The organism is Streptomyces sp. NPDC004111, from assembly GCF_042874215.1.
GTDB lineage: Bacteria > Actinomycetota > Actinomycetes > Streptomycetales > Streptomycetaceae > Streptomyces.
Window position 1 is genome coordinate 374348 of sequence record NZ_JBIAMU010000003.1, and the last position, 13038, is coordinate 387385.

A 13038-nucleotide genomic window follows, 5' to 3' on the forward strand; every position below is an offset into this window, starting at 1 on the left:
GGGGGGTGTGGGCCCCACCCGCCCCGGGGGCGGCCCCCCGGCCCCGCCCGGGGGGCGGGGGGGGGGCGGGCCCCCCCCCCCCCCCCCCCCGGGGGGGGGGGGGGGGGGGGCCCCCCGCGCCCTCGGCCGTGCTCTGGACCACCCGGAGTTTCCCCACCTGAACCCGGGAGAGGCCCGCTCCTTCCTGGTCACCGGCGCACTGGTCCAGGAGGCACGCCTGCGTCGCGGGAGCAGTACGACGGCCACCGACAGGGCCAGGACCCGACGCACCGAACTCGTCGCGCTCGACGCCCGGTTCGCCGAGGACGGCCGACTCGACCGGGCGTGGCACGTCTACCTCCACGCCCTGCTCCACGACGAGGGCTGGCCCCTGGCGGTGGACACCTTCAGGGAATTGCGCCAGCCCTACCACCTGGCCCAGTGCCTGTTGTACGCGGGCAGGTCCGCGCTCGCCGCGGACGACCTCACCACGGGAGCCGCCCGGCTCGACGAGGCCGCGGAGCTGGCGGCCTCCTTGGGCGCGCCCCTGCTCCACCGCCAGATCGCCCTGGCGTCCCGGCCCGCCGCCGCACTGCCCGCCGGGCTCACCTCACGCGAGCACGAGGTACTGGCACTCGTCGCCCAGGGCCTGAGCAACCGCCAGATCGCGGGCCGCCTGCACATCTCCCCCAGCACGGCGGGCGTGCACGTCTCCCACATCCTGACCAAACTCGGCGCGACCACCCGCACCCAGGCCGCAGCCATCGCCCACCAACAGGGCCTCACCACCGACCTGGGTGTGTCCGGCCCAGGTGGAAGGGTTCAACCGGGCGACCGGTGAGAAGGTCCGGCGTCCAGCAGGGTGCCCAGTCGTTTCAGGACGTCGAGCTGTGCTTCGTTGTAGATGTCCCGGAGTGCGCGGCCAACCGTCCTCTTCGCGAATTCCTGGCCCCGTGGGGCGTCTGCGGGCAGGGTGCTCAGACCCGGGTGCTGCCGGTAGAGCGTCTGCACGAAGCCGACCAGGCGCTCGGCCAGTGCGGCGCGGGCGTGCTCGTCGGCTTCGGCGGGCAGCGACTCGAACGCCGCACCGGCCGGATCGATGAGGGGGTTCTTCATCAGGTCCACCCAGGCCGCCATGCCCTTGGGGCCGAGCACCGTGCTCAGCACGGTGACGAAGGACCGGTCCGTCCCGGACATCGGGGCGTCGGCCGCGGCGGTGGCGAATTGCGGCGGCAGGTCGGTCGGAGCCGACTTCTCCAGGATGAAGCCGAGTTCGAGCCTCGCCCGTTGCAGCCGTTCGATGGTGGCCGCCAGCTCGGTGTCGAGCGCGCGCAGTGCACTCTCCGGGTGGTCGTCCGCGTCCCCCATCTCCGCGATCCGGGGCAGCGAGAAGCCGAGGTCGACCAGGCGTTTGATGCGCAGCAGCCGGACCAGGTGGGCCACGGTGTACTGCTTGTAGCCGTTGGCGCGGCGCTCGGGCTCGTCGAGCAGGCCGACCTCGTGGTAGTGCCGTACCGCCCGCAGGCTGGTGCCCGCGAGCTCGGCGATCTCACGCGTACTCCATGCCATGGTCGCGCACTCCGTCCGGCCGCTCGGAGGCCGGTGCACCGCCCGGCCCACTCCATTCGAAACCATGCCGCCACGGCATGGTCAAGCACGGGCCCGCCCCTCCGGACGGGCTTGACTGTGCCGCGACGGCACGGTGTCCCCTCGTCCCCGTACCGCTTCTCGATGCCACCCCTACCCAGCACGACCGCTCGACCCCGTTTCACCAGGACCCTCGTCACCGCCGGTCCCGAGGGCCGGCCACACGTCGCTTCCGGAGGAGACCATGAAGAAGATCCCGCTGCCCGCCGCCGCCACCGCGGCCGTGCTCGGCCTGGCCGTCGTGTACGTCGCCCCCGCCGGCGCCGCACAGCCCACCGCCACGAACCCCGTGACGTCCAAGGACAACGACCGCGTCCCCGAGGGCGCGACGTGGACGCAGCACTACTTCCCCTCCTCGGACGGCTCCGGCACCGAGCTGCACGCCGATGTCCTGCTGCCGCGGAAGATGCCCGCGGGCGGCAAGGTGCCGGTCATCCTCTCCGTCGGCTCCTACTTCGGCCACTCCGGTGAGCTCTCGGACGAGAAGTGGCCGAAGGCCGGCCCGTCCGCACGCTTCAAGGACCTCGTCGAGGGAGGCGACCTCTTCGACCGGGGCTACGCCCTGGTGCAGGTGGACCTGCGCGGCTTCGGCGGGTCCAGCGGCTGCCTCGACTACATGGGCAAGGGCGAGCAGGCCGACGTCCGGGCGGCGATCGACTGGGCGGCTAAACAGCCGTGGTCCACCGGCAAGGTCGGCATGTACGGCAAGTCGTACGACGCGACGACCGCCCTGGTCGGCAACAACCTGGGCCAGGACGCGCTGAGGGCAGTCGTCGCGCAGGAGCCCGTCTGGGACATGTACCGCCTGATCCGTTCCAACCGGGTGCCGAAGGTGGGCGGGGTCCTCGCCCCCAACACCTACAACCAGATCGCGCAGCTGCCGCCGCTGCCCGACGACCACAAGCGCTACAAGAAGAACAACCAGTACGAGCTGAAGCACCCCGAGTGCCTCGCCCTCAACACGGACAACAACCTCAAGGCCGACCCCCAGGACCCGTACTGGCAGCAGCGCGACCTGGCGAAGCAGGCCCGGGGAAGTGACACCCCGCTGTTCTTCACACAGGGCTTCATCGAGTCGAACACCACCCCGGAGGCGATGCAGGAGTACCTCGCCGGCCACCGGGGCCCCGAACGCGGCTGGCTCGGCCAGTGGGACCACGTGCGCGGCAACGAACGCACCGCGGACGGGCGGCTCCAGATGGGGCGGGCGGGCTGGTTCAAGGAGGTGATGTCCTTCTACGACCAGCACCTCAAGGGAATCGCACCCACGACCGGCTACCCGGCCTTCGCCGTCCAGGACAGCACCGGCACCTGGCGCGCCCAGGACACCTGGCCTGCCTCGGACCGGTCCGCCGACGTCGTGCTCCGCGACGGGTCCTACGTGGACCGGGGGGAGCCCGGCGGCCCGGCGAGCTTCCTCACCTGGTCCCGGCCCGTCGCCCGTGACGTCCGTATCACCGGAACGCCCAGGATCGCGATGGACACCAAGGGCAGCGGCAACGTCATGGTGAAGCTGTACGACGTCGCACCGGACGGTTCCGCCGTCATGTTCGACGAGCAGGTGGCCCTCGCGGGTCCGTCCGGCCGCGTCGCCGTGGATCTGAAGTCGACCGACTGGCGGCTCAGGGCCGGGCACTCCCTGGCCGTCGAGATCGGCACCGTCCAGAGCGGTGCGTGGGTCGACACCCCGACCGGCGACCGCATCAGCGTGACGAACGCCCGCCTGGGCCTCTCCGTGGACGACCCCTCGGACGACCGGGCCACCGAGGGCAGGCGTTCGCCGTACCTGGACACCTACATCAAGGCGTACACACAGAAGCAGCTGCCCAAGCAGCCCCCGTCCTTCACGGTCCCCCCGGCACGGAACTGACGCGCGGCGCGCGCCGCCGCGGGCCGTTCGGAGCGGCTCCGGCCGAGGGTCTGGGGCAGCCGGAGGCGGGCCTCCGCCCGCGATGCGGTCAGTTCCGCGGTCCGGGTTCCGCCGTCGGCAGTCTTCGCGCTGGTGTGTCCTCCGTGGCGCCCAGCTCCTGGGTGCCGATGACGGACAGCAGTGCCAGTTGCTCGGCTCCCGGGGTTCCGGGTGGTGCGGTGAACCACAGCAGGCGTTGGCGGCCGTCCTCGCTGAGGAGGTTGTGGCAGTCGAGTGCGATCACGCCCAGCATGGGGTGGACGATCCGCTTGTGGTCCCTGCGGCGCACCGCGACGTCGTGGGTGTCCCAGAGGGCCGCGAACTCCTCGCTGCGGCGGCGCAGCGCGGCGACCATCCCGGTGACCTCCGCGTCCCGGCCGCGCCGGGCGGCCACTGCCTGGAAGTCGGCCACGAACACCCGGGAGTGGTGCGGGTGGTCCTCGGGCGGGTAGATCTCGCGCGCCCGCGGATCGGTGAACCAGCGGTAGACGAAGCTCGCCGCCGGGCCGCCGCGTGCCGGGGACTCGCCCAGCAGGGTCAGGGCCAGGTCGTTCTGCACCAGGGTTTCGTGCAGATCGGTGATGACGCGCGCGGGGGTGTCGGTCAGCCGGTCCAGAAGTCCCAGGAGCGCGGGCTGCACATGTGCCGACGGTCCGTGCGCCGACGGGGGGACCGGCCGTTCGGCCAGATGGAACAGGTGGTCGCGTTCGTCCCCGTTCAGGCGCAGGGCGCGGGCGAGGGCGGCGAGGGTCTGCGACGAGGGCTGCACACCGTTCTTGGTACTGCCGCGTTCCAGCTCGGTGTAGTAGTCGGCCGAGAGCCCGGCCAGCTGGGCGACCTCCTCGCGGCGCAGCCCGGGAACGCGCCGCCTCGGGCCTTGCGGGAGACCGACCTCGGCGGGACGGATGCGGTCGCGGCGGGTCCTGAGGAAGGCGCCGAGTTCGGGAAGGTTCACCCCTTCATGGTGGCTCCTGGGCCGGGACGTAGCCAGGGGGTGGCTACCCCTGGGTGGACGCAGCCCTGGCTGGAGGTCCGGAACCGGCCGATCGTGGAAGAAGCAGGGCGGCGGCGCAGTCGCGGCCCGGTCCACACCCAGCTCAGGAGTCAGCCATGCCGCTTCCCGCTTCCCCCGGCCCTTCCTCCGTCGGAACCCCCTCTCAGGACCGGCCCACCCCCTCGCCCCGAGTCGCGATCGTCACCGGCGGCTCGCGCGGCATCGGCCGCCGGACCGTCGCCCGGCTGGCCGCCGACGGTTACGCCGTCGTGGTCGGCTACGCCGGCAGCCAGGACGAGGCCGAGGCGGCCGTGAAGGAGGCCGTCGACGGTGGTGGCCGGGCTGTCGCGGTACGGGCGGACGTCGCCGACGAGCAGGCGGTCGCGGCCCTGTTCGACGTGGCCGAAGCAGAGTTCGGCGGCATCGACGTGGTCGTGCACGCGGCCGGGCGCATGCATCTGGCCCCGATCGCCGAGCTGGACCTGACCGCCCTGGACGAGCTGCACCGCACCAACATCCGCGGCACGTTCGTCGTCGTCCAGCAGGGCGCCCGCCGGGTGCGCCCCGGCGGCGCGATCGTGACGTTCTCCACGTCCGTGGTGGGCCTGGCCTTCCCCGGCTACGGCGCGTACGCCGCCAGCAAGGGCGCCGTCGAGGCGCTGACGCTGATCCTGGCCCGGGAGCTGCGGGGCCGGGACGTCACCGCCAACACCGTCGCCCCCGGTCCCACGGCCACCGACCTGTTCCTGGACGGCAAGGACGAGGAGACCGTCGCCCACCTGGCCGCCCAGCCCCCGCTGGAGCGGCTCGGCACCCCGGCCGACATCGCCGAGGTCGTCGCGTTCCTGGCCTCTCCGGCGGGCCACTGGATCAACGGACAGGTCGTCCGCGCGAACGGCGGAATCGTCTGAACCACAGGCTCCGGCACGCGTCGGCACGGCGATCGTCGGCACGGCGATCGTCGGCACGGCGATCGTCGGCACGGCACGCGTCGGCACGGCGGTCGAGGCGCTCGGTGCGTACGTCGTGCCCGCCCCGCCGGACGGGAGTTCCGCGGCCGTCCGTTGCCGGGGTGCGGGACGTCGTCCGAGGTGGAGTGGGCGCGACTGCATACTTCGGAGGACTGCGTGCGGCGGGGGTCCCTCGTGGGCAGGACGCGCGGGAGCTGCGGAAACGGCACCGTGGAAGCCATGAGGAACGAAATCGTGGCAATCATCGGTTGGGTCGTCGGCATCCAGGGCGTCCTGGGATTCGTCGGGCGCACCTGGTTCGACAACGACTGGGGGCTGCTCCAGATGTGGTTCACCCCGCCCACCGCCGTCTACATCGCCATGGCCGTCATCGGCGCCGTACTCGCCTTCGTCGGCGAGAGCGGAAAGAAGCCGAAGGTCGGCCGCTAGCCAGTGCCGGGCGGGGTGCGGACGGTGGGCTGTTGGGCTTTTGGGGTGTTGGGCTGTTCCGCTGCTGGACGTGGCGCGGGTCGGGCCGTAGCAAAATCCCGGTGGCGGATCGCTTGTCGCGACCGCCGGACGCCCCTGACGGGTCCCCGAATCGCCCCGGAGGAGCCCCGGAGAAGCCCCTGACAGGTACACCACTGGGGCGACAGTGCGCCTAGCGTGACGGGAGTGCCCCCGGCCGGGCCCGCACTCCCCACGTAAACGCACTCTCTTCCCAGGAGGATCCATGCCCTTACCAGGCAGGTCCGCGCTACGGCGGGTCGCGGCGCGAGGCACGGCCCTGGCCGTGGGAGCCGCCATGGCCGGCCTCACCGGTCTCGCCGCCGCTCCCACCGCCGGCGCGTCGCCGTCCGCCTTCGCCGGGACCCTGCGGTGGGCGCCGTGCGACGAACCGGAGGAGCCGGGGGCCGAGTGCGCCGCTCTTTCGGTGCCGGTCGACTGGGCCCGCCCGAGCGGGCCGAGATTCGACCTCGCCGTGGCCCGCCGCCAGGCCGCCGACCCCGGCGCACGTATCGGCTCGATGGTGTTCGGCCCCGGCGGGCCGGGCGACTCGGGTGTCGACAGGGTGGTGGACCAGATCGGCCGCTTCAGCCCCGAGGTGCGCCGCAGGTTCGACATCGTCAGTTTCGACCCGCGCGGTGTGGGGCGGAGCAGCCCGGTGACCTGCTCCCCCGAGGTGCTCGCCGAGCGGCCGTCGCCGGAGCTGAGGAGCCAGGCGGACTTCGACGCCACCGTGGCGTACAACAAGCGGCTCCGCGCCGACTGCCGGGCCCGTACCGGCCCGGTGTTCGACCACCTCGACACCGCGCAGACCGTCCAGGACCTGGATGCCCTCCGGGCCGCCCTCGGCGAGCGGAAGTTGACCTTCCACGGCAGCTCGTACGGCACCCTGCTCGGGGCGCAGTACGCCGAGACCTTCCCGCGCCGCGTGCGTGCGATGGTCCTGGAGAGCGTGATGGACCACAGCGTCCCGACCGCCCGCGACTTCCTGCGGTCCGGGGCGGCCACGGCTCAGGACTCGTTCCGGGAGTTCGTGAAGTGGTGCGGCGGCACGGCACGTTGCGCGCTGCACGGGCGTGACGTCCGCGCCGTCTGGCAGAGCCTGTTGGCGCGCGCCGAACGGGGCGAGCTGGAGAATCCGGCGAAGCCCGGCACCGCGTTGTCGGCTTCGGACCTGGTCAACACGATCGCGTTCCGGAAGTTCTACCGGGTCGACCACACGGGCCTGGCCACCGCGATCGCGGGACTGGACGCGAGCAGGCCCCTGCCCGCGTCCCGCCCGTCCACAGCGCCGCTCGCTCCGGTCGCCGCGGTCTTCTGCTCGGACTGGCGCCTTCCGGTCCGCGACCACCGGGAGTACGCCTCGCTCGTCGCCACGATGAACAAGGCCGCGCCCGATCTGCCCCACCTGCTGACCTTGCAGATGACCGCGTCGTGTCTGGGCGCGCCCACCGCCAACCCGCAGCACCGCCTGGACGCGCGCGGTGCCCCGCCGATCCTGCTGTCCAACGCGCTGCACGATCCCGCCACGGGATACCCGTGGGCGGTCTCGGTGGCCCGGCAGCTCGGCCGCAGTGGTGTGCTCCTCACGTACGAGGGCGGTGGCCATGGCAGTGTCACCAGAGGTCCGTGCATGGAGAACGCGGTGGACAGTTATCTCACCGGCCTGAAAGTGCCACCGCGCGGCACCCGTTGCCCCGCCGTGCCGAGCTGACGGCCCGCCGGTCCGGGTCCGTTTCCGGTACGGATACGGCCCCGGACCGGCGCACGTAGCGCGCTCCGGCCGCCTTCCTCCGCGCGGCGGACCGTGCGCGCCCTCCTGGCCCGGTGCGGCTAGGAGGCCTTCGGCCAGGAGAATCTCCCCGCCCGGTGGGCCCAGGCCACCAGCACCACCAGGACCGCGGCCGAGCCGCCCAGCACCATGACCGTCGACGGCGAGGAGCGGTCGAGGACGGCCCCGCCGGCCAGGGCTCCGAGGGAGATGGTGGCCTGGAAGGACGCGGTGAACAGGACGGAGGACACCTCCGGCGAGCCGGGCGCGGCCCTGGCGAACCAGGTCTGCGAGCAGACCGGCACGGCTCCGTACCCGACACCCCAGACGATCAGCAGTGCCACCGCGCCCGCGTCCGACCGGCCGAGGACCGGGAGGAGCAGGGTCGCACCGGCGATCAACGCGGCAACCGCGGCGAAGGTCGCCCGCGGGTGGCGCCCCACGGCCGATCCGCCGAGGAAGTTGCCGACGATTCCGGCCGCTCCGTAGAGGAGCAGGTAGACCGTGACGCGCGCCGGGCCCGCCCCGGTCACCTGCTCAAGGAAGGGGGTGACGTAGGTGTAAGCGCCGAAGTGGGCGAGTACGACGAGGAAGGTCATCACCAGGGCGAAGCGCGTGTGGACGCTGCGGAGGGCTCTGCCGAGGACGTCGGGGCGCGTTACCTGCTCGGCGGGGAGCGGCGGGAGGACCAGGAGCAGGAGGACGAGGACGGCGAGCGTGAAGCCGCCCATGGCCAGGAACGCCGTCCGCCAGCCCGCGACGTCACCGATGAACGTGCCCAGCGGCACGCCGAGTACGGAGCCGAGCGGCACCGCGGAGAAGATCACCGAGGTCGCGCGGCCCACGGATCCGGCAGGCACCAACTGGCCGGCGAGCCCGGCTCCGATGGACCAGAAGCCGCCGATGGTGACGCCCACCATCACGCGGGAGACCAGGACCAGCCCGTAGTCCGGCGCGACGGCGGCCAGGAGGTTGGCCAGGGCCAGGAGGAGGACGAAGGCCGCCAGCACGGTCCGCCGGTCGATGCGCCCGGTGGCCACCGTGACCACGGGGGCCGAGACCGCGGCCAGGAATCCCGGCATGGTCATCATGAGGCCGGCCATTCCGTCCGAGACGGTGAAGCTCGATCCGATCGAGGTGAGCAGGCCGATCGGCAGAATCTCGGTGGTGACGATCGAGAAGATCCCCAGCATCACCGCGATGACGGCCAGCCAGGAGACCAGGGCCGAGCGGTGCGGCGGTGCGGGAGCTGGAGCAGAAGCGGTCGTTGCGGTCGGCATGAACCCCGTCCTGAGTTGGCCATGACATACGTATTCCGGCCACCAGTCCAGCAGGCGGGGGCGCCGATCTCCGGCAGGTTCCCGACGCCAACCTTCAGCCCTCCCCCAGGGTCGACCGGTGCGGAGGCGGCGCCGGCACGTGGGTCTCTGAACTCAGCCGGCTGGAGGCGTGGTTCGGACCTCGCAGTAGAACCTCAGGGAGTCCAGAGCGTTGCTCGCCTCCGGCATCCTCCCGGCGAGCAGGTGCGACCTGGCGGACAGGGCCAGTGCCAGCAGGGCTGGATCGGCCGCGCGGCCGTAGGCGATGACGATCGTCCCGTACCAGTAGTAGATCTGGTTGGCGCCGGCCGCGTAGTCCAGGTCGATGGTCCGCTCCGCGTGCCACCCGTCGGCGCAGGCCTGTTCCCGGGTGCGGGTGCCCGGGGTGAACATCATGGACGGGGCAAGCGCGCTGGGCGGGGCGAGTCGGCGTTCGCGCAGTTGCTGCGGGAGCAGGCCGTGCCCGACGGCCAGCGCGCTCGTCGCGGTGAGGAGGAACGCGAGACTCGCGAGCGTGCCCACGGCGAAGGGGCGGGCGAACCGCCGGTACCCGGGGGACGCGGCCGGCTGCGCGTCGTCAACGGTCTCGACGAGAACCGTCTGGAGACCGGTGCGGCCCACCGGGACCACGTCCGGCACAGGCTGCCGAGCCGCTGATCCCGTCCGGCAGGGCGGCACGCCCGGCCGGACGGGTTCCGGTCCTGCTACATGTTCCGGGCCGGCTTCAGCAGGGCGAACACCGCGCCCGCCGGGTCGGAGGCCCAGGCGATGCGGCCCACCTCGGGCACGTCCTCCGCGGGCATCATCACCGCGCCGCCGCTCCGTTCGGCCGCGGCGACGGTGGCGTCCACGTCCGCCACGTGGAAGTACGGCACCCAGCGCGGCACCGACGCCGAGCCGCCGCCCGCGCCCTCGCCCTGCGGTGCCACTCCGCCGAAGGAGCCCTCCTCCTGGTCCCCTTCGCCGGTGCTCAGCACCCGGTACGTCATCCCCGGCATGTCCATGTCCGCGGACCGCCAGCCGAACACCCCGGCGTAGAAGGTGACCGCGGCGGCCGGGTCGGCCGTGTGGAGTTCCACCCACACCAGGGTGTTCTCCTCGGAGGCCACCTCCAGTCCGCCGGTCTTCCCGGGCTGCCAGGAGGCGAACTGGGCGCCCTGCGGGTCGGTGAACTGGGCCAGCCAGCCCTCGCCCATGACGTCCATGGGCTCCATCCGCACGTTCCCGCCCCCGGCCCGCACCGCGTCGGCCGTGCTCTTGATGTCGGAGCTCTGGAAGTGCACCATCCACGCGGAGTGCGCGCCTTCCTCGGTGAGCGGGCCGAGGGCGGCCACGGTCTTCCCGCGGGTCCGGAAGAAGCCGTAGCCACCCCCCTCGGGTCCGGCGGAGACGAACTCCCAGCCGAAGACCCTCCCGTAGAAGTCGGCGGCAGCGGCGGTGTCGGGGCTGCCGAGGTCGAGCCAGTTGGGCGATCCGGTGGTGAAAGCGGTGCCGAGCATGGAGTCCTCCAGCGGGTGGGCGGCACGGTCGCTGTCCACATTGTCCACCCGTCGCGCAAGTGGCGGCGTCCGGCCGCCGGACCCCCGCCGAATTCACCCGCCCGGGGGCCGCGCACGGTGCTCCCCGGGACTCGGAGTGCGTACGACGGGAGCCGGAGTACGTGTGGAGGGGAGCCGGAGCGCGTACGAGGGGAGCCGGCGCACGCACCGTCCGGCACCCCCCCCGCGGACGCGCCCCTAGCTGACCTTGTACATCGGGTTCGGCAGCTTGAAGGTGCGGTCCGCGTAGCCGCCGGTGAAGTCCGACTGCTGGTCGCCGATGTTGGCGACCAGGTCGTAGCCGCGGGACTCGATGTACTTGCGGGTGGCGGCCTTGTACTGGGCGCCGTCGCACTTCCACGCGTCGCCCGCGCCGCACGCCTCCTTCAGGTACGCCGGCGGGTTCACCTTGTCCTTGAGGAAGAGGTGGGTGTGGTCGAGCGGGGTCCGTACGCCGACCTTGGCGAGGTTCCGCGCGAACGGGGTGCGCACGTCCTCCGCGGAGCCGGTGAGGAAGAAGACCTCAACGCCCTGGGCCTTGGCGTAGTTGACGAGTTCGGGCATGCCGTAGACGGGGCCGCGGTCGGCCTTGCTCACGTAGTCCGTGAACGACTTGGTGCTGTAGGTGAAGTTGGTCGCCTTCTCGTAGTCGTACGTCAGGAGCATGGTGTCGTCGACGTCGAGGACCACGGCGGGCTTCTTGCCGTGCCGCGCGCCCTTCCTGCCCGCTTCGGCGATGTGCTTCTTCGCCGCCTTCTCGACCCGGTGCACGTCGTGCGCGTACGGGCTGTCGGCGGAGGCGGACCAGGTGCCGTCGGCGTTCTTCGTACCGCCGTAGTAGCGGTCGATCTGGGTGACGAGGTCGGCGATGTTCTGCGGCTCGTGGGCGCCGGGGCGGCTCTTCGCGGCGGCCGCGGGCTGCCGCGGCGCGTCCTCGGCGCTCGCCACACCCGTGCCGTAGGCGGCCCCTCCCGCGAGGGCGAGGGTGGCTGCGACGCCGACGATACGGGTGTTCCAACGCGTCATGACTCGATCTCCGTCGTTGAGGGGGCGAGGGCCGAACTACAAGGGTCGTTGCAGGTCGCGCCATGTCTACGCGCATCACTTCCGTGTCCTCAAGGTTCTTTGCACAGCCATTGCCCTACCTTTTCCTCGCCCACGCATTCCCCGGAAACGGGGGCTGTCCCCGCCGACTTGGGGCGTGCGCCGGGGCGGGGCGCGCCGCTCCGCACCCCCGCCCCGGCGCGGCTGTGCGTCGCGCCGGTGCAGCAGTACGCCGCCGGACAGCAGCGCGCCGGCGGCCCGCCGGTCGTCGTCACCACGCCCGGTGTGGGGTATCGCATCGTCGACCCGGACGTGCCAGCGCACTGAGCGGCCGACCGGAGTGTTGCTCACCGTGTGTGACGGTTGGTCAGATCCAGCCGCGGCGGGCCGCGACCACGCCGGCCTGGAAGCGGTTGACCGCGCCGAGGAGTTCGAGGAGGCGGCTCATCCGCCGCCGCATCGTTCGGACCGACCAGCCGAGCTGGCGGGCTATGGCCTCGTCCTTGAGACCGCTGACCAGCAGGGTGAGCAGCATGCGGTCCTCCTCTCCGAGCGGGTCGTCGGCGGGGACGTCGAGCGGCAGTGCCTGTTTCCAGCACAGCTCCCAGTAGTCGGTGAGGGCGTCCAGCAGGGTCGAGGGGCGGATGACCGCGGCGCGCACGCCGTCGAGGTTCAGCGAGAGCGGCATCAGCGCCAGCCGGCGGTCCGCGACCGCCAGCTTGATGCGCAGACCCGGCATCACCCGGGCCTGCTCACCGCGCTGTACGAGGTTGCGGATGTCCTGCAGCACCCCCGGCCACTCCAGTGCCTCGGGGGCGTAGACCGCGCGGTAGCGCACCCCGCGGCCCAGTGCGGTGCTCTCCACCGGGTTGGCCGTGGTCAGGGCGTACGGCGGTCTGTCCAGCGTCATGACGTCCTCGCGCGCCTCCTGCTGGAGCCGGACGAACCAGCGGCCGAGGGCTTCGCGGCCGGCGACGATCTCCACCTCGTCCTCGTCGGCGGCACCGGTCTGGGCCGCCGCGAAGAGGCGGGACAGCTCCTCGGCCGCCGAGCGGACCCGGTCCAACTCCGCTGCCCTGGAACGCACCAGGGACTCGACGGCGGCTCCCGGCTCGATCGCCGCGTACCGGCGGCGGACACCGGCGAGGCGGCCGACCAGGCCGTGGTCGTGCAGCCGGTCCAGCGCCCTGGCGGCGCGGAGCGGGGAGCAGCCGAGGTCGGCGGCGAGTTCGGCCGGGACCGCCGTACGACGGGTCAGCACGGCCCGGTAGACGCTCTCGTCGAACGGGTCGATGCCTGCGGCGGTGAGCTCGTTCGTCATATGCGGATACTGGCCCACTTGTGCCAGCGACAGCAATGGGCCGCCGGGATCTGTTGTAC

General features: G+C 72.4%; 13 protein-coding genes. 6 read left to right on the forward strand and 7 right to left on the reverse strand.

Annotated features, from left to right (window positions below):
* Nucleotides 1-394 precede the first annotated feature (394 nt).
* On the forward strand, nucleotides 395-820 hold the full coding sequence (locus ACFYVL_RS08575; protein WP_389242145.1) for a response regulator transcription factor: 426 nt from the start codon (nucleotides 395-397) through the stop codon (nucleotides 818-820).
* On the opposite strand, the gene ACFYVL_RS08580 is transcribed toward ACFYVL_RS08575, so the two are convergent.
* Nucleotides 802-1548: a MerR family transcriptional regulator gene (locus ACFYVL_RS08580; protein WP_389242147.1), complete on the reverse strand. Its 747-nt coding sequence runs from the start codon at nucleotides 1546-1548 to the stop codon at nucleotides 802-804. The genes ACFYVL_RS08575 and ACFYVL_RS08580 overlap by 19 nt on opposite strands.
* 262 nt (nucleotides 1549-1810) lie before the next feature.
* On the opposite strand from ACFYVL_RS08580, the gene ACFYVL_RS08585 reads away from it, so the two are divergent.
* The gene (locus ACFYVL_RS08585) at nucleotides 1811-3496 is read left to right on the forward strand and encodes a CocE/NonD family hydrolase (protein WP_389242149.1); all 1686 of its coding nucleotides are present in this window, start codon (nucleotides 1811-1813) and stop codon (nucleotides 3494-3496) included.
* An 88-nt stretch (nucleotides 3497-3584) separates the two neighbouring features.
* Here ACFYVL_RS08585 and ACFYVL_RS08590 read toward each other — a convergent pair whose 3' ends face one another.
* Nucleotides 3585-4490 (reverse strand): helix-turn-helix domain-containing protein, encoded by a 906-nt coding sequence (locus ACFYVL_RS08590; protein WP_389242151.1) that lies wholly within the window; start codon nucleotides 4488-4490, stop codon nucleotides 3585-3587.
* 155 nt (nucleotides 4491-4645) lie between these two features.
* Here ACFYVL_RS08590 and ACFYVL_RS08595 point away from each other — a divergent pair, with 155 nt between their 5' ends.
* The 3 genes from ACFYVL_RS08595 to ACFYVL_RS08605 all read left to right on the forward strand — a co-directional run bounded on the left by ACFYVL_RS08595 (nucleotide 4646) and on the right by ACFYVL_RS08605 (nucleotide 7700).
* Complete coding sequence (locus tag ACFYVL_RS08595) at nucleotides 4646-5440, forward strand: SDR family oxidoreductase (RefSeq protein WP_389242153.1); 795 nt, start codon at nucleotides 4646-4648, stop codon at nucleotides 5438-5440.
* 294 nt (nucleotides 5441-5734) lie between these two features.
* Complete coding sequence (locus ACFYVL_RS08600) at nucleotides 5735-5929, forward strand: hypothetical protein (protein WP_389242155.1); 195 nt, start codon at nucleotides 5735-5737, stop codon at nucleotides 5927-5929.
* Nucleotides 5930-6212: 283 nt separating this feature from the next.
* Nucleotides 6213-7700, forward strand: a complete 1488-nt coding sequence (locus tag ACFYVL_RS08605; protein WP_389242157.1) for an alpha/beta hydrolase — start codon at nucleotides 6213-6215, stop codon at nucleotides 7698-7700.
* 119 nt (nucleotides 7701-7819) lie between these two features.
* Here the strand turns inward: ACFYVL_RS08605 and ACFYVL_RS08610 are convergent, their stop codons facing one another.
* The 4 genes from ACFYVL_RS08610 to ACFYVL_RS08625 form a co-directional block, all read right to left on the reverse strand.
* Nucleotides 7820-9037 (reverse strand): MFS transporter, encoded by a 1218-nt coding sequence (locus ACFYVL_RS08610; RefSeq protein ID WP_389242159.1) that lies wholly within the window; start codon nucleotides 9035-9037, stop codon nucleotides 7820-7822.
* A 153-nt stretch (nucleotides 9038-9190) separates the two neighbouring features.
* Nucleotides 9191-9697, reverse strand: a complete 507-nt coding sequence (locus tag ACFYVL_RS08615; RefSeq protein WP_389242160.1) for a hypothetical protein — start codon at nucleotides 9695-9697, stop codon at nucleotides 9191-9193.
* Nucleotides 9698-9780: 83 nt separating this feature from the next.
* Nucleotides 9781-10575 (reverse strand): VOC family protein, encoded by a 795-nt coding sequence (locus ACFYVL_RS08620; protein WP_389242566.1) that lies wholly within the window; start codon nucleotides 10573-10575, stop codon nucleotides 9781-9783.
* Nucleotides 10576-10812: 237 nt separating this feature from the next.
* Nucleotides 10813-11640, reverse strand: coding sequence for an HAD family acid phosphatase (locus ACFYVL_RS08625; RefSeq protein ID WP_389242162.1), 828 nt, complete (start codon nucleotides 11638-11640; stop codon nucleotides 10813-10815).
* 168 nt (nucleotides 11641-11808) lie between these two features.
* Here ACFYVL_RS08625 and ACFYVL_RS08630 point away from each other — a divergent pair, with 168 nt between their 5' ends.
* On the forward strand, nucleotides 11809-11985 hold the full coding sequence (locus tag ACFYVL_RS08630) for a hypothetical protein (protein WP_389242164.1): 177 nt from the start codon (nucleotides 11809-11811) through the stop codon (nucleotides 11983-11985).
* Between the two features lie 40 nt (nucleotides 11986-12025).
* Here the strand turns inward: ACFYVL_RS08630 and ACFYVL_RS08635 are convergent, their stop codons facing one another.
* Nucleotides 12026-12979, reverse strand: coding sequence for a hypothetical protein (locus tag ACFYVL_RS08635; protein WP_389242166.1), 954 nt, complete (start codon nucleotides 12977-12979; stop codon nucleotides 12026-12028).
* Between the last annotated feature and the right edge of the window lie 59 nt (nucleotides 12980-13038).

What these genes read in the sequence shown, in the direction of transcription:
- ACFYVL_RS08580 (WP_389242147.1), bottom strand. Translation starts at nt 1,548, where the DNA reads ATGGCATGGAGTACGCGTGAGATCGCCGAGCTCGCGGGCACCAGCCTG.
- ACFYVL_RS08585 (WP_389242149.1), top strand. Translation starts at nt 1,811, where the DNA reads ATGAAGAAGATCCCGCTGCCCGCCGCCGCCACCGCGGCCGTGCTCGGC.
- ACFYVL_RS08595 (WP_389242153.1), top strand. Translation starts at nt 4,646, where the DNA reads ATGCCGCTTCCCGCTTCCCCCGGCCCTTCCTCCGTCGGAACCCCCTCT.
- ACFYVL_RS08605 (WP_389242157.1), top strand. Translation starts at nt 6,213, where the DNA reads ATGCCCTTACCAGGCAGGTCCGCGCTACGGCGGGTCGCGGCGCGAGGC.
- ACFYVL_RS08610 (WP_389242159.1), bottom strand. Translation starts at nt 9,037, where the DNA reads ATGCCGACCGCAACGACCGCTTCTGCTCCAGCTCCCGCACCGCCGCAC.
- ACFYVL_RS08620 (WP_389242566.1), bottom strand. Translation starts at nt 10,575, where the DNA reads ATGCTCGGCACCGCTTTCACCACCGGATCGCCCAACTGGCTCGACCTC.
- ACFYVL_RS08625 (WP_389242162.1), bottom strand. Translation starts at nt 11,640, where the DNA reads ATGACGCGTTGGAACACCCGTATCGTCGGCGTCGCAGCCACCCTCGCC.
- ACFYVL_RS08635 (WP_389242166.1), bottom strand. Translation starts at nt 12,979, where the DNA reads ATGACGAACGAGCTCACCGCCGCAGGCATCGACCCGTTCGACGAGAGC.